Here is a 19,811-nt window from a genome sequence, read left to right on the forward strand (position 1 = left end):
CCCGAATCATTAACCTGGGAGTAAACATTGCGCTGCCGCGTTGATTGAAGCCCGGCCGTCTCCTTTCTATGCTGGCCCTACCTTCCATACAAAGGAGACAACATGGAAAGCAACACTCCCCGCCGATGGGACACGCGGCGCCAGGACAAGGCGCGGCGCATGGCGGCAGCGAGCCACCTGGCCGACGGCCCCGTGCTGGACAGCGCGCGCATCGTCGATGCCCTCGAACTGCTGCTGGCCGGCGGCGACCGCGTCGTCCTCGAGGGGAATAACCAGAAACAGGCGGACTTCCTCGCCCGCGCCCTCGTGCAGGTGGACCCGGACCGGATCAACAGGCTGCACATGATCATGCCCAGCGTGAGCCTGCCGGAGCACCTGGACCTGTTCGAGCGGGGCATCGCCAGCAAGCTCGATTTCGCCTACGCCGGCGCGCAAAGCCTGCGCATCTCGCAATTCCTGCAGGAGGGCACGCTCACGGTCGGCGCCCTGCACACCTACATCGAGCTGTATGCGCGCCTGTACGTGGACCTGTCGCCGAATGTCGTGATGGTCGCGGGCTATACGGCGGACCGCCACGGCAACCTGTACACGGGACCGAGCACGGAAGACACGCCGGCGCTCGTCGAGGCGGCCGCCTTCCGCGACGGCATCGTGATCGCGCAGGTGAACGAGATCGTCGACGACCCGAAGGACCTGCCCCGCGTGGACATCCCCGGCGCGTGGGTCGACTACGTCGTACGGGCCGACAAGCCGTTCTACATCGAACCGCTGTTCACGCGCGACCCGCGCCTCATCAAGCCCGTGCATATCCTGATGGGGATGATGGCGATCCGCGGCGTCTACGAGCGCCACGGCGTGCAGTCGCTGAACCACGGCATCGGCTTCAACACGGCCGCGATCGAACTGCTGCTGCCTACGTACGGCGAGCAGCTCGGCCTGAAAGGCAAGATCTGCCGCAACTGGACCTTGAACCCGCACCCCACGCTGATCCCCGCCATCGAATCGGGCTGGGTCGACAGCGTGCACTGCTTCGGCGCGGAGCTGGGCATGGAAAAGTACACGGCCGCCCGCCCCGACGTGTTCTTCATCGGCCGCGACGGTTCCATGCGCTCGAATCGCGCGTTCTGCCAGCTGGCGGGCCAGTATGCCGTCGACCTGTTCATCGGTTCGACCTTGCAAATGGACGGCCTGGGCAACTCGTCCACCGTGACGCACGGCCGCATGACGGGCTTCGGCGGAGCACCGAACATGGGCCACGACCCGCACGGCCGCCGCCATCCGACACCAGCGTGGCTCGACCTCGTGGAGACGGACGATCCGCTCGCGCGCGGCAAGAAGCTCGTCGTGCAGATGGTCGAGACGTTCCAGGACGGCAGCCAGCCCACGATCGTGGAATCGCTGGACGCCGTCGAGGTGGGCAAGACATCCGGCATGCCGCTGGCGCCGGTCATGATCTACGGCGACGACGTCACCCACGTCCTCACCGAAGAAGGCATCGCCTACCTGTACAAGGCGCGCTCGCTCGAAGAACGCAAGGCGATGCTGGCGGCGGTGGCGGGCGTCACGCCCATCGGCCTCACGCACGATCCGAAGCAGACGGCCCGCATGCGCGCGGAAGGCCTGATCGCGCTGCCGGAAGACCTGGGCGTGCGCCGCGCCGACGCGACCCGCTCGCTGCTCGCGGCGAAGAGCATCGCGGAACTGGTCGAGTGGTCGGGCGGCCTGTACGAGCCGCCGGCGAAATTCAGGAGCTGGTGATGACGGCGCGCGATCCGATTCTCATCCCGGCCGACGCCGCGCCCGACCTCGCATTGGCGCTGGCCGACCACGCCGTCGCGGCGCTGGTCGACGAAGCGATGCTGACGCCGAAGCCCGGCCTCGTCGACCTGCGCGGCGCGGGCGCCCACCGCGACCTCTCGTGGCCGCTGATGTGCGCGTCCGCCTGCGCTCTCCGGCCCGCATTCGGCCAGATGGCGCTGGCGGGCCTGCTCATCGCGGACGACGACGCGCGGCTGCGCCGGCGCATCGGCGCCATCGGCCGCGACGGCGAAGCGGCGATGATGGCGGCCAGCGGCGGCGTGAACACGCACCGCGGCGCGATCTGGGCCCTGGGCCTGCTCGTCACGGCGGCCGCCGGCTCGATGGAACGCGAGGCGCGAACCATCGCGGCCCACGCCGGCAGGCTGGCCCGCATCGCCGACCCGGGCGCACCGTCGACCACGGGTCACAAGGGCGAGCGCGCCTGCATCGAGCACGGCGTGGGCGGCGCCCGCGGCCAGGCCCGCGCCGGCTTCCCGCACGTGATCGACCACGCGCTGCCGATGCTGACGCTGGCCCGCGCGCGCGGCGATGCCGAACACCACGCCCGCGTGAACGCCTTGCTGGCCGTGATGGCCACGCTGGACGACACCTGTTTGCTCGCGCGCGGCGGCCGCAAGGCGCTGGATGCGGCGCAGGACGGCGCGCGCCGCGTGCTCGCGTGTGGCGGCATCGCCACGCCGAACGGGCGGCGCGCATTCGACGTGCTGGAAGCGCGCCTGCGCCGGCTGCACGTCTCGCCCGGCGGCGCCGCCGACCTGCTGGCGGCCGCGCTGCTGCTGGACCGAATCGAACGAGGAGAATAAGACAATGGAGAGACTGGAATACGAATTTGCCGCCGGCCAGAGCGCGCTTGGGCGCACCGTCAGCGGCGTCGTCAGCTCCGGCGACCTGGAAGTGCTGCTGGAGCCCGCAACCGCCGGCCGCACGAAGGTGTCCGTGCAGACGTCCGTCGACGGCTATGGCGCCACGTGGAAGGCGCTGCTGGAGCGCGTGTTCGGCGCCGGCGACCTGCCGGCCGCGCACATCGAGATCAACGACAACGGCGCGACGCCGGGCGTCGTCCGCATGCGCATCGAGCAGGCGTACGAACAGTCAGCGAACAACGGAGGCACGCCATGAACATCGAGAACCTGTTGAAGCGCGACAGCTTCATCGAACGGGGTGCCCGCAGCCGCGCGCAGGCGCTGCTCGACCCGGGCACGTTCCGCGAACTGGCCGGCCCGTTCGCACGCCTGCACTCGCCGTGGCTCGCCATGCAGCACCTCGTCACCCAGGCCGACGACGGCGTCGTCGTCGCCAAGGGCAAGCTCGCTGGCCTGCCCACCGTCGTGCTGGCCATCGAAGGCGCGTTCCAGGGCGGCAGCATGGGAGAAATCGGCGCCGCCAAGATCGCCGGCGCGCTGGAACTGGCGCTGCGCGACAACGAACGGGGCACCCCGACGCAGGCCGTGATCGTGTTCGAGACGGGCGGCGTGCGCCTGCAGGAAGCGAACCTGGGCCTGGCCGGCATCGCCGAGATCCAGTCCGCCATCGTCGCCCTGCGCCGCCACCGTCCCGTCATCGGCATCAGCGCGGGCACGGTGGGCTGCTACGGCGGCATGTCGATCGCGGCCGGCCTGTGCTCGTACTTCGTGATGACGCGCGAGGCCCGGCTGGGCCTGAACGGTCCGCAGGTCATCGAGCAGGAAGCGGGCGTCGCCGAATTCGACGCACGCCAGCGCGCGCTGATCTGGGGCCTGACAGGCGGCGAGCAGCGCGCCGCGACGCACCTGGCCGATGCCTGCGTGGACGACGACACGGCCGCCGTGCGCGCGAGCGTGATCGACTGTTTCGCCCGCGGCGTGCCGGCGGTGCACCGCAGCGACCGCGCGGCGGATTTCCTCGCCTGCCTCGAACGGGTCGATACGGACCGGCAGGCCACGGCGCAGGACGTCCGTGAACTCTATGCGAAAGGACTCGAATGATGGACACGAACCACGCCTCGCGCGGCGCCATGTGGCTGCGCCTGCTCACGGGCGGCGCCCACCCGGCCCACGACTGGACCACCGTGCACGCCTGCGACGCCATCCTGGCTGGCCGGCCCGCACGCTACATCGCCGTCGTGCCCGACCCCGACAACGCATTTCCCCGCGCCCGCAACGGCGAAGTGGGCCTCGTCGAGGGCTGGCGTCTCGCCCAGGCCGTGCGCGACGTCATCGACCTGGACCGGGACGCGTCCGACAAGCGCGCCATCGTCGCCGTCATCGACGTCCCGAGCCAGGCCTATGGCCGGCGCGAGGAAGCATACGGCATCCACCAGGCGCTGGCCGCCGCCGTGGCCGCGTATGCGGACGCACGCCAGGCCGGCCACCCCGTCATCGGGCTGATCGTGGGTCTCGCGATGTCCGGCGCGTTCCTCGCGCACGGCTACCAGGCCAACCGGCTGATCGCGCTCGACGACCCGGCCGTCGCGGTGCACGCGATGGGCAAGGCCTCGGCCGCCCGCGTGACCCTGCGCTCCGTCGAGGCACTGGAAAGGCTCGCGGCCAGCGTGCCCCCGATGGCCTACGACATCCGAAGCTTCGCGTCGCTCGGCATCCTGCACGAGGTGCTGCAGCTGACGAACCTGGCGCTGCCGGACGAGCAGGACATCGCCCTCGTCCACGGCGCACTGGAAGCGGCGCTGGCGGACATCCTCGAGGACCCGCGCCGTGACCTGTCCTGCCGCCTGCGCGGCCAACACCGGGGTGCCTCGCGGTCAGTACGCGCGCTGCTCGCAGCGGAATGGGAGGGCGACGAATAATTCCCCGCAGTACCCGGCCGCCAACAACAATACCTTCGGCCGGTCCACCTTTTTCTGGAAAAAGAGGAGACAGACATGATTATCTACGGAACCGCATTGCTGGCCATCTGCCACCTGCTCGGCATCTTCCTGGGCGACCTGCTCGGGGCGCTGCTGGGCGCCAAGACCAACGTCGGCGGGGTGGGCATCGCCATGATCCTGCTGATCTGCGCCCGCCTGTGGCTGCACAAGCGCGGCCTGATGCCGCAGCAGACCGAAATGGGCGTCGCGTTCTGGGGCGCGATGTACATCCCGGTCGTCGTCGCGATGGCCGCCCAGCAGAACGTCGTCTCGGCGCTGCGCGGCGGACCCGTCGCGCTGCTCGCCGCCCTCGCCTCGGTCCTCGTGTGCGCGGTGTGCGTCTCGCTGATCAACCGCGGCGAACGCCCGGTTCCCGAAGCGGACGCAGACGCCCGCGTCGCCACCCAACACGCCTGACGGAGACCACCATGCTCGAACTCCTGGAAAAGACCGCGAAACACAACGGCCTCGTGCTCGCCTTCGCCCTCGTGGGCCTCGTGATGATCGTGTCGATGCAGTTGTCGCGCCGCCTCACGTTCGGCCGCGTGCACGGCTCCGCCATCGCCATCCTCATCGGCCTCGGCCTCGCCTACTGGGGCGGCATCCAGACCGGCGGCCAGAAAGGCCTCGCGGACGTCACCCTGTTCGCCGGCGTCGGCCTGATGGGCGGCGCCATGCTGCGCGACTTCGCCATCGTCGCCACCGCCTTCGAAGTGCAGGTCGTGGAAGCGAAAAAGGCCGGCCTCGTGGGCGTCGTCGCGCTGATGCTCGGCACCGTGCTGCCGTTCATCGTGGGCGCCAGCGTGGCGTGGGGCTTCGGCTACCGCGACGCCGTCAGCATCACGACCATCGGCGCCGGCGCCGTCACCTACATCGTCGGACCAGTGACGGGCGCCGCGATCGGTGCCAGCTCGGAAATCATGGCGCTGTCGATCGCGACGGGTCTCGTGAAGGCGATCATGGTCATGGTCGGCACGCCGATGGCGGCGCGCTTCCTGCGCCTGTCCACGCCGCGCTCGGCGATGGTGTTCGGCGGTCTGGCCGGCACGGTCAGCGGCGTCTCGGCGGGTCTCGCCGCCACCGACCGCAGGCTCGTGCCGTACGGTGCCCTCGTCGCGACGTTCCACACGGGCCTCGGCTGCCTCCTCGGTCCGTCTCTGCTGTTCTTCGCGACCCGCGCGCTGGTGGGCTGACATGGTCCCGCACGACCTGCTGTTCGTCCGCCGGCCCGACGCGTTCGCGTGCGACGGTGCGCGGCCGGACTGGCTGGATCCGGCCGCGCCGCTGGTCGTGCGGAGGGAGGCGACGGCGCCGGGCATCGTCCCCGTGGGCGCACGCGGCCTGGCACGCAACGAACGGTGCAAAGGCTACGTCGCCGCCAGCGATGTGGCGTCCATCGTCACCCCGCGCATGCTGGCGGCGCGGGCCCGCACGGCAGACGGCGATCTTCCCTGCATCGCGGCCCTGCGCGCGCTGGCCCCGCGGCTGGATGCGCTCGACGTCGACTGGGGGCCGGCCGGCGGTGCGGGCTTCTGGCTCGCGTGCGGCCTGCCCGTGCTGCGCGCTTCGAGCGACCTCGATCTGCTCGTGCGCCTGCCGCGCCGGCCGTCCGCCGGGTTGATCGAGGCGCTGTGCGCACTGTCGGACGGCCAGCCGTGCCGACTCGACATCCAGCTCGATACGGGCGCCGGCGGCTTCGCGCTCGCGGAATATGCGCGCGGCGGGCGCGTGCTGTTCAAGACGGACGCCGGTCCCCGTCTCGTCGACGATCCCTGGGAGGCCGCATGACCGTGCTGTTCACCTTTCCCGGCCAGGGCGCGCAAAAGCCCGGCATGCTGCACGCGCTGCCTGCGCACCCCACAACGGAACGCACGCTGGCCGAGGCCACGCAAGCATTGGGCCGCGACGTCCTCGCACTGGACGCCGCCGAGGCACTGCGTTCCACCGTCGCCGTCCAGTTATCGCTGCTGGTGGCGGGCGTCGCCATGGCGCGCGTGCTGGCGGCGCACTGCGCGGTGCCGCGGATGGTGGCCGGCTTGTCGATCGGCGCCTGGCCCGCGGCCGTCGTCGCCGGCGTGCTGGATTTTAGCGATGCCGTGCGCCTCGTCGAACTGCGCGCCCGGCTGATGGAGGATGCGTACCCGCACGACTACGGCATGACCGCGATCGGCGGGCTCACGCGCCAACAGCTGGAACCGCTGCTGGCGCAGGTCCACGGTCCGGCGTACCTGGCGAACCTGAACGCGCCGCGGCAACTCGTCGTCTCGGGCAGCGCGCCCGCCCTGGACGCCGTCGCCGCGCTGGCCCTGGCGCACGGCGCCACTCGCGCGGAACGGCTCGCGGTGCCGGTGCCCTCCCACTCGCCGCTGCTGGACGACCAGGCGCGCACGCTCGCCTGTGCCTGCGACCAGGTGCCGCGCAAGCGCCCGCGCATCACGTATGTCAGCAGCAGCGCGGCGCGTGCGCTGTTCGACGCCGACCGGATCATGGCGGACCTCGCCGCGAACATGGCGCGCCCCGTGCTGTGGGCGGATACCTTGCGCCACGCATGGGAACGGGGCGCCCGCACGGCGCTGGAAATGCCCAGCCGGTCCGTGCTGACGCGGCTCGCGCTCGAAGCCGACTTCGGCGCCGGCATCGCCCTGTGCGCCGACGGCAACCGGCTCGATACGCTGGTGCAGGTCGCGCGCGCGGATCAGTAGCCGGCGCGGTCCAGCGCCTCGTTCACGGCGTCGACGACGGCTTGCGGCTTGTCGGCCTGGATAATGTGCGACGCGCCCGCCACGACGTGCAGACTGGCGCGCGTGGACAGCGCGGCGATGTCCTTCTGGATCGCCAGGTTTTCCGCCTCCGTCGCCTTGTTCAGGGCACTCTGCGGCTTGCCCGGCACCGCGTACGGGCTCACGCCGCGTACGAGCACGACGAGCGGCAGGTCGCCGAAACTGCGGCGCGCGGCCCGCAACTCCGCTTCGCTCGCGTCGCCCGCCTTGTTGCCCGCGACGAGATCGTCCCAGTACGCGGGTCGGCGCACCGTCGCGAGGCGCGCGGCCGCCAGTTCGCGGCCATACGCCGTGCCCGTGCCGCCCGTGCAGGCGGCGAACAAATCGCTCTCCAGTTCGAATCGTTTGCGGGCCGCCTGCGCGCACTGCTCGATGAACCGGTTCTGTGCGTCGTAGAACTGTTTCAGCTTGCCCTGCGACGCGGCGTTGACCCGCTTTTCTTCGTCCTCGTGCCCTGCTTCGACAAGCACGAGCGCCTTCACATCCTGCGGATAGCGGTACGCATACAACTGGACGGCCGCGCCGCCGAACGAGTTCCCGACGAGGACGTAAGGCGGCGCGATGCCGGCCTTGCCGAGCAGCGCGTGCAGGTCGGACACGGCATTGCCGAACGTGGGCGGCAGCGGCGACGGGTCGCTGAAGCCGCGCGCCGCGCGGTCGTACACGCAGGCACGCGTGCGCGCCGCCACCTTCGGCTGCACGCCGTGCCACGTCCAGCCGCCATCCCCCGACGGCGCGTCGAACACGACGGTCACCGGCCCGCTGCCCGCGCAGTACAGGTTCAGGCGGCGTCCGCCGATGTCGACCATCTGGTGCGGGCGGGCGAACTCGCGGTCGGCGTCGTTCATGGCGGCGCAGATCGCGCCGGTCGATACGCAGGCCAGCACGAGGGAAAGCAGGACGGGACGCGCCATGGAATCTCTGGAAAAGTGGGAAACCGCCATCCTAGCGCGCGGCGCCGGCGTGAAAGCTCACCAATCTCCACACCGCAAGATTTGACACACCCGAGCGGTGCGCGGAGGTTACACTGAGCCCAAAAAACCGACTGGAGACGACATGACGGCAGCCCTCTCGAGATCCCCCGCCTGGTCCACCCGCTACCTGCTGTTCATCGCCGGCATGGGCGGCCTGCTGTACGGCATCGACGTGGGCATCATCGCGGGCGCATTGCCTTACCTGGAATCGACGGCCGCGCTGGCGTGGAAGCTCAATGCCCAGCAGCTCTCGTTCGTCGTGGCGGCCGTGCTGCTCGGGTCCGTGCTGTCGTCGCTGTTCGCCGGCCTGCTCGCCGACTTCATCGGGCGCCGTCCCGCGATGGTCGTGTCGGGCGCGCTGTTCGTCGCCAGCATTCCGCTGATCGCGCTCGCGGATGGCTATGTCGCGCTGCTGTGCGGACGCCTGCTGCAGGGCGTGAGCGGAGGACTCATCGGCGTGATCGTGCCGCTGTATCTCGCCGAGTGCCTGCCGGCGGACCGGCGCGGACGCGGCGCCGCGCTGTTCCAGCTGCTGCTCACGGTGGGCCTCGTGGCTGCCGCCGTGATCGGGCTCGTGCAGGCGCGTAGCGTGCAGGTCGCGACGGAGGCCGCGGCGGTGCTCCCGGATGCGGCCCGTGCCGCCGCGGTGCTGGCCGCCAAGGACCACGCGTGGCGCGGCATCTTCTGGATGTGCCTCACGCCCGGTGTCGTCTTTACGCTGGGCTGCCTGCTGCTGGCGGAATCGCCGCGCTGGCTCGCGCAGCGCGGCAAGCGGGAAGCGACGGCCACGCCGGGTGCGCGCGCGACGGACCCGCTGCTGTCGCGCCGCTACGTGCTGCCGTTCCTGCTGGCCTGCCTGATCCTCGCCTGCAACCAGGCGACCGGCATCAATTCCGTGCTGGCATACGTCGTCAACATCCTCAACCGCGCGGGCCTGTCCGGCGCCAGCGCCAACCTGGCGGACGTGCTGCTGAAAGTGCTGAACGCGCTGATGACGATCGTCGCCGTGCTGCTCGTGGACCGCAAGGGCCGCCGCTTCCTGCTGATGGTGGGCACGGCCGGCATCGTCGTCGCGCTGCTGACTGTCGGCCTGCTGTTCCGCGCGAACGAGATCCGGCAGCGCGACGTGAGCGCGCAGGTGACCGCGCAAGCGCGCGACGACGGCCTGGCGCTGCGCCTCGACGCGCCGACCCTGCGTGCGCTCGGCGCCGACCCGGCCGGCCCGCCGCAGGTGCTGACGGTCGCGTATGCGTACGGCCCGTTCACGAACGTGGCCAGCATTCGCAGCGACGATCCCGCCCTACCGCGCCTGGACGCGCGCCGCGTCGACACCGTGCAGCCCGACAGCGTGATCGGCGCCGCGTTCCGCCGCCTGCACCTGAACCCGTTCCCGGATCCGGCCGCGGCGGCCACCGCGCCGTTTTCGATCGAAGCCGCACGCCTCGGGCCACTGCCGACGGCGGGCCACGGGTGGCTCGTCGCGGTGGCGATCTGCCTGTTCGTCGCGAGCTTCGCCATCGGGCCGGGCGTCTGCGTGTGGCTCGCGCTGTCCGAGCTGATGCCGACGCGGATCCGCTCGAACGGCATGAGCATCGCGCTGTTGATCAACCAGTTCGTGTCGACGTCGATCGCGGCCGTGTTCCTGCCGACCGTCGGCCGCCACGGCTATTCCACGATCTTCTTCTTTGGCGCCGCGTGCACGGTCGTGTATTTCCTCGCGTCCGCCTTCCTGCTGCCCGAGACACGCGGCAAGACGCTGGAGGAGATCGACGCGTTTTTCGCGGGGCCGGCGGCAAAGTAAGCATATGGCACGTCATCCTCGCGCACGCGGGGATCCATGCTCAGTAAAAGACTTCGCTACGTCGACAATTCCGCAGTCTCTCAACGGGTTGGCTTCGGCACTTCAGCATGGGCTCCCGCCTGCGCGGGAGCGACGTGGCGTAGCTGCTCGCGCCGGGCCGCCACGCCGTCCAGCACATCGAGAATGTCCGCCGCCATCACGGGCTTGACGAAATGGCGGTCGAAGCCGGCCGCCAGCGCCCGCTCGCGGTCGCGCGCCTGGCCGTAGCCGCTGACGGCGACCAGCGGCACGTCCGCCATGCCGGGCAGCGCGCGCAGGCGGCGCGCCAGCTCGTGGCCGTCGAATTCGGGCAGGCCGATGTCGAGCACGCACACGTCCGGGTGCCGCTCGGCCGCGTACGCGAGCGCCTTGCCGGGGCTGTGCCACACGGTCGCGCGGTGGCCCACGGCCTCGATGTACATGGCGAGGATCTGCGCCGCGTCCACGTTGTCGTCGACGATCAGCACTTCCAGCGCCTCGGCCGGGGCGGCGGCGCCCGTCGCCACCGGCTCGGCGAACGCGTCGTCGGTGTCGCTGGCCAGGCGCGGCAGCACGACGGTGAAGCGGCTGCCCCGCCCCGGCCCGTCGCTGTGCGCGGCCACGGTCCCGTCGTGCAGCTCCACGAGGCTCTTCACGAGCGCGAGGCCGATCCCGAGGCCGCCCTGCGACCGGTCCGCGCTGCGCTCGGCCTGCGAGAACAGGTCGAACGCGCGCGCCGCCAGCTCCGGCGCCATGCCGATGCCGTTGTCGCACACGTCGACGGCGACGCTGGCGCCGTCGAGCCGCACGTGCACGTCGATGCGCCCGCCGTCCGGCGTGTACTTGGCCGCGTTGCCGAGGATGTTGGCGAAGACCTGCACGAGGCGCTTGCGGTCGCCTTCCACCTGCGCGTCGTCCGACGGCAGGTGCAATTCGAGATGGTGCGACTTCGCCCTGACCTGCGGCCGCACCTGTTCCACGGCCTCGCCGATGACACCCGCCAACGGCACGGGCGCGCGGTCCAGCGTGATCAGCCCGCGCGTGACGCGCGAGACGTCGAGCAGGTCGTCGATCAACCCTGTCATGTGGCGCGCCTGGCGGCCGATGATCGTCGTCACCTGGCGCACGCGGTCCTCGTCCAGCCGGCCGACCTTGAGGAAGTCGGCGGCCGCCGTGATCGGCGCGAGCGGATTGCGCAGCTCGTGCGCCAGCATCGCGAGGAACTCGTCCTTGCGCCGGTCGGCCTCGCGAAGGGCGCGCTGCGCGTCCTGGATCGGCGTGACGTCGACCATCACGGCCACGCCTTCCGTCGCCGGATGATCCATCGTGACGGAGCCCATCTGCACGCTCACCCGGCTGCCGTCCTTGCGCAAGTATTCCTTGACGAGGTTTTCCATGCGCCCGGTCGTGCGCAGCTCTTCCATCGCGCGCGCCGTGGCGTCGGCCCATTCCGGCGGCGTGAGCATGCGCGACTCGAGGCCGTCGCGCTCGAACTCCTCGCGCGTGTAGCCCAGCATATCGAGGAAGGCCTGGTTGGCGTCGATCAGGGTACCGTCCATGCGGTAGCGCACGATGCCCACCACGTTCGATTCGGCCAGGCGCGCGAAGCGCATCTCGCTCGCGCGCAGCGCTTCCTCGGCGCGTTTCTGCCCGCTGATGTCGAGCACGACGCCCGGCAGCCAGGCGGGCCGGCCGGCGGCATCGAGCGTGACCTTGCCGCGCGCGAGCACGTCGCGCCAGGTGCCGTCCGCACGCCGCACACGGTACGTGCATTCGAAGCCGTCGCCGGTCGCCAGGGCGTCCTCGATGCAGCGCCGCGTGTGCGCCACGTCGTCCGGGTGCACGGCCGCCAGGTAGGCGGACAGCGGACCGCCCGCCGCCGCCGCATCGTCCACGCCGTAGATGCCGGCCAGGTTGCGGTCTGCGTACACGCGGTCGTGCGCGAGGTCGTACGTCCAGGTGCCGATGTCGGCCGCCACCAGCGCCGCCGACAGGCGCATGCGCGCATCCTGCAGGGCTTCCTCGTTGCGCTTCTGCTGATGGATGTCGGTGCAGGTGCCCATCCAGCGCGCGATGCGTCCCTGCGCGTCGCGCACGGGCTGGGCGCGGCCCAGCACCCAGCGGTATTCGCCGCTGCGGTGCCGCAGGCGGTATTCGATCTCGTACGTCGTCCCGGTCTCCAGCGAGTGGCGCCAGGCTTCCCACGCGCGCTCCCGGTCGTCCGCGTGGAACATCGCGTTCCAGCGCTCGCCGTCCGTGTCGCCTTCGCGCATGCCGGTGAACTCGTACCAGCGCTGGTTGTAGAAGTCGTGATAGCCGTCCGGCAGCGTGGACCACACCATGTGCGGCATCGCGTCGCAGATGGCGCGGAATTCCGCGTCGACGGGCCGCAGCGCGCCGGTGCCGGACACGATGCACGTGAAGCCGCGCACCGTGCCGTCCAGGTCGCGCAGCGGCGCGAACGCGAGTTCGAGCCACGCCGGCGCATCGTCGTGTCCACCGAGCGGGCACGCGGGCTGGCCGACGCGGAACGATTCGCCCGCCAGCGCGCGCGCCACGTGCCGCCGCAGTTCGCTCCAGGCTTCGGGCCAGTCGGCGAGGCTGCCGCCCAGCAGGGCGGGATGGTACGCGCCGAGCAGCGGCACGGCCGCGTCGTTGTAGAGCAGGCCAGGCGCGTCGCCCCAGCCGATGAACGCGGGCAGCGTGGCGTCGAGGAAGAACCGGGCCGCGTACGCGAGCGCCGGCGGCCACGTCGCCGGCGCCCCCAGTGGGGATGCCGTCCAGTCCCGCGCGCGCAGGATGCGTTCGACGCCCGGTGCGGACACCCCGCCGGCAGAATCGTTCATGATGTCGTGGCCAAAAGCGCCATTCTACCGGAGTCACGCATAGCGGGGCATCCCGGGCAGCAGCTTGTCGAGCGTGACGGGATAGTCGCGCACCCGCACGCCGGTCGCGTTGTAGATGGCGTTCGCCACCGCCGCCGCCACGCCGCAGATCCCCAGCTCGCCCACGCCCTTCGCCTTCATCGGCGACGAGACCGGATCCGTCTCGTCGAGGAAGATGACCTCCTGGTGCGGGATGTCGGCGTGCACCGGCACTTCGTAGCCGGCCAGGTCGTGGTTGACGAAGAAGCCGGCGCGCTTGTCGACGACGAGGTCTTCCATCAGCGCGGCACCCACGCCCATCGTCATCGCGCCGATCACCTGGCTGCGCGCGGATTTCGGATTCAGGATGCGCCCGGCCGCGCACACGGCCAGCATGCGCCGCACGCGCACTTCCGCCGTCGCCGCGTCGACCGCGACCTCGACGAAGTGGGCGCCGAACGTCGACTGCTGGTACGTCTTGTCGAGGTCACCGTATTCCATGGTGTCCTCGCCGATCACGTCCGCCTCGCGCGATGCCTGCTCCAGCGGCAGCGCCTTGCCGCCGGCGCGCACCATGCCGCCGCTGAAATCGGCCTGCGCGGGGTCGAGGCCCAGCTTCTTCGCCACGTTCTCGCGCAGCTTGACACAGGCGGCGTACACCCCGGCCGTGGAGCTGTTGCCGCCCCACTGGCCGCCGGAGCCGGCCGACACGGGATATGCCGAATCGCCCAGCCGCACCGTCACGCGCGACAGCGGCACGCCCAGCATCTCGGCCGCCGTCTGGCCGACGATGGTATAGGTGCCGGTGCCGATGTCGGTCATGTCCGTTTCGACGGTGACGGTGCCGTCGCGCTCCAGGCGCACGCGCGCCGCCGACTTCATCACGAGGTTGTTGCGGAACGCGGCCGCCATGCCGTAGCCCACGAGCCAGCGGCCGTCGCGTACCTGGCCCGGTTTCGGATTGCGCCGGTTCCACCCGAAGCGTCCCGCGCCGAGGCGCAGCGTGTCGACGAAGCGCCGCTGCGAGAATCTGCGGCCCGGCTTTTCCGGATCGACCGTCGTGTCGTTCACGACGCGCAGCGTGACGGGGTCCATCTGCAGCTTTTCCGCCAGCTCGTCCATCGCGATTTCCAGCGCCATCATGCCCGGCGCCTCGCCCGGCGCGCGCATCGCATTGCCTTCCGCGAGGTCGAGCACGGCGAGACGCATCTGCGTGAAGCGGTTCGGGCCGGCGTACAGCAACCGGGTCTGGTTCACCGCGGTCTCCGGTCCGCCGTCCGGCAGGTCGCCCGACCAGCTCTCGTGCGCGATCGCCGTGATGCGGCCTTCGCGCGTGGCGCCGATGCGGATGTGCTGGATCGTCGCCGGCCGGTGCGTCGTGTTGTTCATCATGAGGGCGCGCTGCAACGTGACCTTCACGGGCCGGCCGACGGCCTTCGCGCCCAGCGTGGCCAGCAGCGCTTCCGACCGGAGGAACAGCTTGCCGCCGAAGCCGCCGCCGATGTAGGGCGACACGAGGCGCACGTTTTCCTCGGGGATGCCGAGCGTCCGCGCCATGTCCTTCTTGCCCCAGTTGATCATCTGGTTCGCGGTGTACAGGGTCAGCGTGTCGCCCTGCCACACGGCCGTCGACGCGTGCGGTTCCATCATCGCGTGCGTCTGGTCCGGCGTCTTGTACGTCGCGTCCAGTTTCACGGGCGCGGATGCGAAAGCAGCTTCGAAGTTGCCGACCTTCGTCGTCGATTTCGCCTTGTCCTTGCTGGCCGGCCCGGCGGCGTTCATCGCCGCTTCCAGGTCGTAGACGCCGTTGACCGGCGCGTATTCCACGTGCAGCAGCGCCGCGGCGGCGCGCGCCTGTTCGAACGTCTCCGCGACGATGAGCGCCACGGCCTGGTGGTAGTGCTGGATCTCCGGCCCGCCCAGCAGGTGCGCCGTGTTGTACTTGCCCTTGACGAGCTTGCCCGCGTTCTCGTGCGTGATCACCGCGAGCACGCCTGGCGCCGCCCGCGCGGCACGCGTGTCGATGCGCCTGATGGTGCCCTTGGCGATGCCGGCGCCGACGACCCAGCCATACGCGGCGTTCGGCGCCACCTTGTGCTGTTCGTACGCGTACGGTGCCGTGCCCGTCGTCTTGAACGGACCGTCGATGCGGTCGGTCGGCTTGCCGATGACCTGCAGGCGGTCGATGGGATTCGTGGTGGCGGGTGTCGTGAATTTCATGGGTGCCTCCTCATGCCTGCCGTGCATCGGCCAGCACGGACGCCAGCGTGCGCTGGACCAGCGGGACCTTGAACGCGTTGTCGCTCGTGACGCGCACGCCGGCCAGCAGTCCGTCCGTCACGGCCTGCGCGCCGCGCGGCATGGCCGCTTCCGCCGCCGGTACGCGCCAGGGCCGGTGCGCGACGCCGCCCAGCGCCACGCGCCCGCTGCCGTCCGGCTGCACGACCGCGGCGACGGACACCAGCGCGAACGCATACGACGAGCGGTCGCGCACCTTGTGGTAATAGTGCCTGCCGCCCAGCGGCTTCGGCAAGGTCACCGCCGTGATCAACTCGCCCGGCGCGAGGGTGTTCTCGATGTGCGGCGTGCCGCCCGGCAGGCGGTAGAAATCCGCGATGGGGATGGTGCGCGCCGAGCCGTCCGGGCGCACCGTTTCCACGCCCACGTCCAGCAGTTGCATGGCGACGGCCATGTCGCTCGGGTGCGTCGCGATGCACGCCTCGCTATGGCCGACGATCGCCAGCTGGCGCGTAAAACCGCCGATGGCCGAGCAGCCGCTGCCCGGCTTGCGCTTGTTGCAGGCCATGTTCGTGTCGTAGAAGTACGGACAGCGGGTGCGCTGCAGCAGGTTGCCCGCCGTCGTCGCCTTGTTGCGCAACTGCGCCGACGCGCCCGCGAGCAAGGCGCGCGACAGCACCGCGTAGTCGCGCCGCACGCGCGCATCGGCCGCGAGGTCCGTGTTGCGCACCAAGGCGCCCACGCGCAGGCCGCCGTCCTGCGCCGGCGCTATCCCGTCGAGGCCCAGGCCGTTGACATCGACGAGGTGCGGCGGCGTCTCGATCTCCAGTTTCATCAGGTCCAGCAGGTTGGTCCCGCCCGCGATGAAGCGCGCGCCCGGATGCTGCGCGGCGGCGGCCGCCGCTTCCGCCGGAGTGCGGGCGCGCTGGTAGGTGAACGCCTTCATGCCGGCCTCCCCGCATATTCCGTGATCGCCTCGATGATGTTCGAGTACGCGCCGCAGCGGCAGATGTTGCCGCTCATGCGTTCGCGCAGCTCGGCCGCCGACAGCAGCGGTTGCGCGTCCAGGTCGGCGCTGGCGTGGCTCGGGACGCCGCGCCGGATCTCGTCCAGCGCGGCGACGGCGGAGCAGATCTGCCCCGGCGTGCAGTAGCCGCACTGGTAGCCGTCGTGCTTCACGAATGCGGCCTGCAGCGGATGCAGCTTCTCGGGCGTCCCGAGGCCTTCGATGGTCGTGACGTCCGCGCCCTCGTGCATCACGGCGAGGCTGAGGCAGGAATTGATCCGGCGGCCGTCCACGATGACCGTGCAGGCGCCGCACTGGCCCTGGTCGCAGCCCTTCTTGGTGCCCGTCAGGCGCAGGTGCTCGCGCAGCATGTCGAGCAAGGTGGTGCGCGTGTCGAGGTCCAGCTCGTAGCGCTGGCCATTTACGCGCAACGCCACCCTGGCCGTGACTGGCGCCGGCGTGGCGGCGGCGGGCGCCTGGCCTGTCTCCGGTCCCTGGGCGGACGCCATGGGCGGCAATGCCGCGGCCGTGGCGGACAGCGCGCCGCCGATCAGCAGGTCGCGCCGCGTCTGGTTGATGTCGCTCGAGTCGATCATGAGTACGCTCCCTCCTGTGTACGGCATCGTCGTCAGATTGCGCATATTAAATCCGATCGCCCGAGTACCCGTGCACGATACGCGCGTCCATGCGTAGATTCGGCATTTCCAACCCGTCACCGCCGGCCGGTAGCACATTCCGATACCGTACGGCGCACACCGTGCACCCGCCGCGACATGGCCTTGGCCCGGCCCGGAACGACGGGCAAGATGGCGCCACGTTCAAAAACAAGGAGGAATCATGAAGCGCCTGTTGCTTGCAACCCTGTTTGGCCTGGCCTGTGCAAGTGCCCATGCCGCCGATGCGTCGGCGCCGTCGCATGCCGCCAGCGAACTCGCGGGCAGCGTCGCACTCGGCTCGATCGCCGTCGTGGGCGTCACCGGCAGCGCCGTCGTGGCGAGCGTCGAAACCGTGGGCGACGGCATCGAGGTCGTGCTGGAGGGCGCGGGCCAGGCCAGCCGCGCCACCGTCCGGCTGTCCGGCGCGGCGGCGCGCGGCCTGTCGATCGGCGCCGGGACCGTGCTGCAGGTGGTCGCCATGGCGGCCGGCCATGCGCTGGTCCTGTCCGGCAAGGTGATCGCGTTCATCCCGAACGAAGTCGGCCAGGCGTTGCTGCACCATGCGCGCGCGTCCTGACCGCCTGGCCGGGCTGGCCTGCGCGCTGATGTTGACGACGGCGCCGCCGGCGCATGCGGGCCAGGCCTGCCGCGACGAGCCCCTGAGCGTGGACGAAGTGCGCCGGTCGCTGGAACTCGCCCAACGCACGTTCGCCGCCCTCGACGCGAGCGGCGCCAGCGTCGCGATCATCGCCCGCGCCGGCCAGGACCTCAGCAAATACGGGGTGGAGTACTCGCACATGGGCATCGCCGTGCGCGACCATGCGGCGGGCCGCTGGACCGTCGTCCATGAGCTGAATGCCTGCGGGACGGCGGACTCGGACCTGTTCGTGGAAGGCGTCGGCAATTTCTTCCTGACGGACCTGTACCGCTACCGGGCCCAGGTCGTGATCCCCGGCCCGGACGCGCAGGCGCGCGTGGCGGCACTCGCCGCGGGCCGCACGGCGCGGCGCCTGCACGAACCGCGCTACAACATGCTGTCCTACGTGTACTCGACCCGCTACCAGAATTCGAACCAGTGGGTGCTGGAGACGCTGGCCGCCGCCAGCGCGCCGGCGGGCGCCGTCGAGACGCGCGCCGAGGCGCAAGCGTGGCTGAAGGCCCAGGGCTACCGCGTGCCGACGGTGGACATCCCGGCCGTGACGCGCCTGGGCGCCCGCATGTTGCGCGCCAACGTGGCGTTCGACGACCACCCGTTCGACCGGCGCATGGCCGGGCAGATCGACACCGTGACGACGAACGCCGTCGTGAATTTCGTGCGGGAGCGCGATCCACAGGCACGCGTGCTCGTCGTCGAATAAATACGCCGGTGTGACAATTCTTGAATTTTGCGACACATTCCGGCTGCTATCCTTGCCTCGTTCGACCCATGAGCGGGGATGGCGCGGACCGGCGCATCTTTGCAAGGATTTACACAAACCGTCAGCACCTTGACGGCCAGCGCGTCCATACTCCGGCGCAGGAAACGACACGAGACCATGCACCTGCCCGCCCTGCCCTACAAACAGCTCGCCGCCAGCCTCGCGCTGGCGGTCCCCATGCTGCTCGCCGCACGCGCCGGCGGCGACGTCGTCCCGGTGCGGGCGCCGCTCGTGCGCGTCGCCACCGCGCCGGTGCTCCATCCGCCCGCGCCCAGGGCCGCGCACACGCCGTGAGCCTCGTCCTGCGCCTCGTCCTCGCCTGGCTTGCGCTGGCCTGGTCCGGCAGCGCCGCGGCATCCGGCTCGGAAGTGCTGCTCGAATTCCGCGACGACGCCGTGCTGGCCGAACTGCGCCTGCCGCTGCGCGATCTCGCGCTGGCGCTGGGGCGGCCGCTGCCGGCCTCGCCGCTCCCCGTGCGGGGCCGCCTGCATGCGGTACTCGCGCGCTACCTGGGCGCGCACATCGATCCCGTCAGCGCCGACGGCCGCCACTGGTGGGTGGAACTCGCGGACATGCGCGTCGCCGTCGATGCGGACCCGCAGGTCCTCGTCGCGCACGCGGTCCTCGTGCCGCCCGCCGGCGCCAGCCCGCGCAGCTTCGTACTCGGCTACGACACCATCGCGCGCGAACTGCCCGGCCATCCGACCCGCCTCGCCATCCGCAGCGACTGGCACGGCGGCGTGCTGGCCAGCCACCCGGCCACGATCGCGCTGCTGGATGCGCCGCGCGGCCGCGTCGCCGTCGACCGGGGTCGCGATGGCGCCTGGCGCGGCTGGCTGGCCTCCTGCAGGCTGGGCGTGCGCCACGCGGCGGACGGCGGACGCTACCTGCTGCTCCTGCTCGTGCTGGCCGTGCCGGCGGCCGTGCGCTCGCCGTCCCTGCTGGCGCGCGTCGGCACCGCGTTCGCACTCGGGCAGACGCTCGCCCTGCTGGCGGGCGCGCCCGGCTGGTTCCGGGTGCCCGCCGACATCCTCGACGCACTGGCCGCGGGCGCCCTCGTGCTGGCGGCCGTGCACGCCGTGCGTCCCGTGTTCGCGGGACGCGAGACGTGGTACGCCACCGGCTGCGGCCTGCTGTACGGCCTGGCCGCCGCCGGGACCGTGGGCGCGCTGGACCTGGACGGCTGGCAGCTGGCCGCCGCCATCCTCGCGTTCGCCGCCGGGTGCGCGCTCGCCCAGGCGGCACTGTTGGCCGCCACGCTCGCCGTGGCGGTGGCCGCGGGGCTGCTGGTGCGGCGCCGCACGGCGTGGCTGCCCGCCAAGCGCTGACGCCAGGTCCACGACGCTTGACGACGGCGCAACACCGGTGCTACTGTACTATCCGTACTAGTACA

General features: G+C 71.0%; 19 protein-coding genes. 14 read left to right on the plus strand and 5 right to left on the minus strand.

Annotated elements, in window-relative coordinates; all coding sequences use genetic code 11:
- The first annotated feature begins 102 nt into the window (after nucleotides 1-102).
- The 9 genes from mdcA (at nucleotide 103) to mdcH (ending at nucleotide 7,365) form a co-directional block, all read left to right on the plus strand.
- The gene (mdcA, locus tag QPK29_RS05830) at nucleotides 103-1,758 is read left to right on the plus strand and encodes a malonate decarboxylase subunit alpha (RefSeq protein WP_371771467.1); all 1,656 of its coding nucleotides are present in this window, start codon (nucleotides 103-105) and stop codon (nucleotides 1,756-1,758) included.
- Entirely contained in the window at nucleotides 1,758-2,624 is an 867-nt protein-coding gene (locus QPK29_RS05835; protein ID WP_371771466.1) for a triphosphoribosyl-dephospho-CoA synthase, read from the plus strand. The genes mdcA and QPK29_RS05835 overlap by 1 nt, the downstream gene beginning before the upstream one ends.
- 4 nt (nucleotides 2,625-2,628) lie before the next feature.
- On the plus strand, nucleotides 2,629-2,940 hold the full coding sequence (locus QPK29_RS05840; protein WP_056133297.1) for a malonate decarboxylase subunit delta: 312 nt from the start codon (nucleotides 2,629-2,631) through the stop codon (nucleotides 2,938-2,940).
- Nucleotides 2,937-3,785: a biotin-independent malonate decarboxylase subunit beta gene (locus QPK29_RS05845; protein ID WP_371771465.1), complete on the plus strand. Its 849-nt coding sequence runs from the start codon at nucleotides 2,937-2,939 to the stop codon at nucleotides 3,783-3,785. The genes QPK29_RS05840 and QPK29_RS05845 overlap by 4 nt, the downstream gene beginning before the upstream one ends.
- Entirely contained in the window at nucleotides 3,782-4,603 is an 822-nt protein-coding gene (mdcE, locus tag QPK29_RS05850) for a biotin-independent malonate decarboxylase subunit gamma (RefSeq protein ID WP_056133301.1), read from the plus strand. The genes QPK29_RS05845 and mdcE overlap by 4 nt, the downstream gene beginning before the upstream one ends.
- 75 nt (nucleotides 4,604-4,678) lie before the next feature.
- Nucleotides 4,679-5,080: a malonate transporter subunit MadL gene (gene madL, locus QPK29_RS05855; protein WP_371771464.1), complete on the plus strand. Its 402-nt coding sequence runs from the start codon at nucleotides 4,679-4,681 to the stop codon at nucleotides 5,078-5,080.
- Nucleotides 5,081-5,091: 11 nt separating this feature from the next.
- A complete protein-coding gene (madM, locus tag QPK29_RS05860) occupies nucleotides 5,092-5,856 on the plus strand; it encodes a malonate transporter subunit MadM (protein ID WP_056133307.1) in 765 nt (254 codons plus the stop codon).
- Nucleotide 5,857: 1 nt separating this feature from the next.
- Nucleotides 5,858-6,451: a malonate decarboxylase holo-ACP synthase gene (locus QPK29_RS05865; protein ID WP_371771463.1), complete on the plus strand. Its 594-nt coding sequence runs from the start codon at nucleotides 5,858-5,860 to the stop codon at nucleotides 6,449-6,451.
- On the plus strand, nucleotides 6,448-7,365 hold the full coding sequence (mdcH, locus tag QPK29_RS05870) for a malonate decarboxylase subunit epsilon (protein ID WP_371771462.1): 918 nt from the start codon (nucleotides 6,448-6,450) through the stop codon (nucleotides 7,363-7,365). The genes QPK29_RS05865 and mdcH overlap by 4 nt, the downstream gene beginning before the upstream one ends.
- Here mdcH and QPK29_RS05875 read toward each other — a convergent pair.
- The gene (locus QPK29_RS05875) at nucleotides 7,359-8,357 is read right to left on the minus strand and encodes an alpha/beta fold hydrolase (protein WP_371771461.1); all 999 of its coding nucleotides are present in this window, start codon (nucleotides 8,355-8,357) and stop codon (nucleotides 7,359-7,361) included. The two genes, mdcH and QPK29_RS05875, sit on opposite strands and share 7 nt — an antisense overlap.
- Nucleotides 8,358-8,499: 142 nt before the next feature.
- Here QPK29_RS05875 and QPK29_RS05880 point away from each other — a divergent pair, with 142 nt between their 5' ends.
- A complete protein-coding gene (locus tag QPK29_RS05880; protein ID WP_371771460.1) occupies nucleotides 8,500-10,218 on the plus strand; it encodes an MFS transporter in 1,719 nt (572 codons plus the stop codon).
- 80 nt (nucleotides 10,219-10,298) lie between these two features.
- Here QPK29_RS05880 and QPK29_RS05885 read toward each other — a convergent pair whose 3' ends face one another.
- The 4 genes from QPK29_RS05885 to paoA are packed head-to-tail and all read right to left on the minus strand — an operon-like array spanning nucleotide 10,299 to nucleotide 16,940.
- Nucleotides 10,299-13,082, minus strand: a complete 2,784-nt coding sequence (locus QPK29_RS05885) for a PAS domain-containing protein (protein ID WP_371771459.1) — start codon at nucleotides 13,080-13,082, stop codon at nucleotides 10,299-10,301.
- A 33-nt stretch (nucleotides 13,083-13,115) separates the two neighbouring features.
- Entirely contained in the window at nucleotides 13,116-15,320 is a 2,205-nt protein-coding gene (gene paoC, locus QPK29_RS05890) for an aldehyde oxidoreductase molybdenum-binding subunit PaoC (protein ID WP_371771458.1), read from the minus strand.
- Nucleotides 15,321-15,330: 10 nt separating this feature from the next.
- The gene (locus tag QPK29_RS05895) at nucleotides 15,331-16,284 is read right to left on the minus strand and encodes an FAD binding domain-containing protein (RefSeq protein ID WP_371771457.1); all 954 of its coding nucleotides are present in this window, start codon (nucleotides 16,282-16,284) and stop codon (nucleotides 15,331-15,333) included.
- Nucleotides 16,281-16,940 (minus strand): aldehyde dehydrogenase iron-sulfur subunit PaoA, encoded by a 660-nt coding sequence (gene paoA / locus QPK29_RS05900; protein WP_371771456.1) that lies wholly within the window; start codon nucleotides 16,938-16,940, stop codon nucleotides 16,281-16,283. Before paoA ends, QPK29_RS05895 begins: the two co-directional genes overlap by 4 nt.
- Nucleotides 16,941-17,181: 241 nt before the next feature.
- Between paoA and QPK29_RS05905 the strand changes: the two genes are divergently transcribed.
- The 4 genes from QPK29_RS05905 (at nucleotide 17,182) to QPK29_RS05920 (ending at nucleotide 19,746) form a co-directional block, all read left to right on the plus strand.
- Entirely contained in the window at nucleotides 17,182-17,577 is a 396-nt protein-coding gene (locus QPK29_RS05905) for a hypothetical protein (protein WP_371771455.1), read from the plus strand.
- Nucleotides 17,561-18,358, plus strand: a complete 798-nt coding sequence (locus QPK29_RS05910; RefSeq protein WP_371771454.1) for a DUF2145 domain-containing protein — start codon at nucleotides 17,561-17,563, stop codon at nucleotides 18,356-18,358. Before QPK29_RS05905 ends, QPK29_RS05910 begins: the two co-directional genes overlap by 17 nt.
- Nucleotides 18,359-18,436: 78 nt before the next feature.
- Nucleotides 18,437-18,712: a hypothetical protein gene (locus tag QPK29_RS05915; protein WP_371771453.1), complete on the plus strand. Its 276-nt coding sequence runs from the start codon at nucleotides 18,437-18,439 to the stop codon at nucleotides 18,710-18,712.
- Entirely contained in the window at nucleotides 18,709-19,746 is a 1,038-nt protein-coding gene (locus QPK29_RS05920; protein WP_371771452.1) for a HupE/UreJ family protein, read from the plus strand. The genes QPK29_RS05915 and QPK29_RS05920 overlap by 4 nt, the downstream gene beginning before the upstream one ends.
- The last annotated feature ends 65 nt before the right edge of the window (nucleotides 19,747-19,811 follow it).

Source organism: Massilia orientalis (genome assembly GCF_030411975.2).
GTDB lineage: Bacteria > Pseudomonadota > Gammaproteobacteria > Burkholderiales > Burkholderiaceae_D > Telluria > Telluria orientalis.

What these genes read in the sequence shown, in the direction of transcription:
- mdcA (WP_371771467.1), top strand. Translation starts at nt 103, where the DNA reads ATGGAAAGCAACACTCCCCGCCGATGGGACACGCGGCGCCAGGACAAG.
- QPK29_RS05835 (WP_371771466.1), top strand. Translation starts at nt 1,758, where the DNA reads ATGACGGCGCGCGATCCGATTCTCATCCCGGCCGACGCCGCGCCCGAC.
- QPK29_RS05840 (WP_056133297.1), top strand. Translation starts at nt 2,629, where the DNA reads ATGGAGAGACTGGAATACGAATTTGCCGCCGGCCAGAGCGCGCTTGGG.
- QPK29_RS05845 (WP_371771465.1), top strand. Translation starts at nt 2,937, where the DNA reads ATGAACATCGAGAACCTGTTGAAGCGCGACAGCTTCATCGAACGGGGT.
- mdcE (WP_056133301.1), top strand. Translation starts at nt 3,782, where the DNA reads ATGATGGACACGAACCACGCCTCGCGCGGCGCCATGTGGCTGCGCCTG.
- madL (WP_371771464.1), top strand. Translation starts at nt 4,679, where the DNA reads ATGATTATCTACGGAACCGCATTGCTGGCCATCTGCCACCTGCTCGGC.
- madM (WP_056133307.1), top strand. Translation starts at nt 5,092, where the DNA reads ATGCTCGAACTCCTGGAAAAGACCGCGAAACACAACGGCCTCGTGCTC.
- QPK29_RS05865 (WP_371771463.1), top strand. Translation starts at nt 5,858, where the DNA reads ATGGTCCCGCACGACCTGCTGTTCGTCCGCCGGCCCGACGCGTTCGCG.
- mdcH (WP_371771462.1), top strand. Translation starts at nt 6,448, where the DNA reads ATGACCGTGCTGTTCACCTTTCCCGGCCAGGGCGCGCAAAAGCCCGGC.
- QPK29_RS05875 (WP_371771461.1), bottom strand. Translation starts at nt 8,357, where the DNA reads ATGGCGCGTCCCGTCCTGCTTTCCCTCGTGCTGGCCTGCGTATCGACC.
- QPK29_RS05880 (WP_371771460.1), top strand. Translation starts at nt 8,500, where the DNA reads ATGACGGCAGCCCTCTCGAGATCCCCCGCCTGGTCCACCCGCTACCTG.
- QPK29_RS05885 (WP_371771459.1), bottom strand. Translation starts at nt 13,082, where the DNA reads ATGAACGATTCTGCCGGCGGGGTGTCCGCACCGGGCGTCGAACGCATC.
- paoC (WP_371771458.1), bottom strand. Translation starts at nt 15,320, where the DNA reads ATGAAATTCACGACACCCGCCACCACGAATCCCATCGACCGCCTGCAG.
- QPK29_RS05895 (WP_371771457.1), bottom strand. Translation starts at nt 16,284, where the DNA reads ATGAAGGCGTTCACCTACCAGCGCGCCCGCACTCCGGCGGAAGCGGCG.
- paoA (WP_371771456.1), bottom strand. Translation starts at nt 16,940, where the DNA reads ATGATCGACTCGAGCGACATCAACCAGACGCGGCGCGACCTGCTGATC.
- QPK29_RS05905 (WP_371771455.1), top strand. Translation starts at nt 17,182, where the DNA reads ATGAAGCGCCTGTTGCTTGCAACCCTGTTTGGCCTGGCCTGTGCAAGT.
- QPK29_RS05910 (WP_371771454.1), top strand. Translation starts at nt 17,561, where the DNA reads ATGCGCGCGCGTCCTGACCGCCTGGCCGGGCTGGCCTGCGCGCTGATG.
- QPK29_RS05915 (WP_371771453.1), top strand. Translation starts at nt 18,437, where the DNA reads ATGGCGCGGACCGGCGCATCTTTGCAAGGATTTACACAAACCGTCAGC.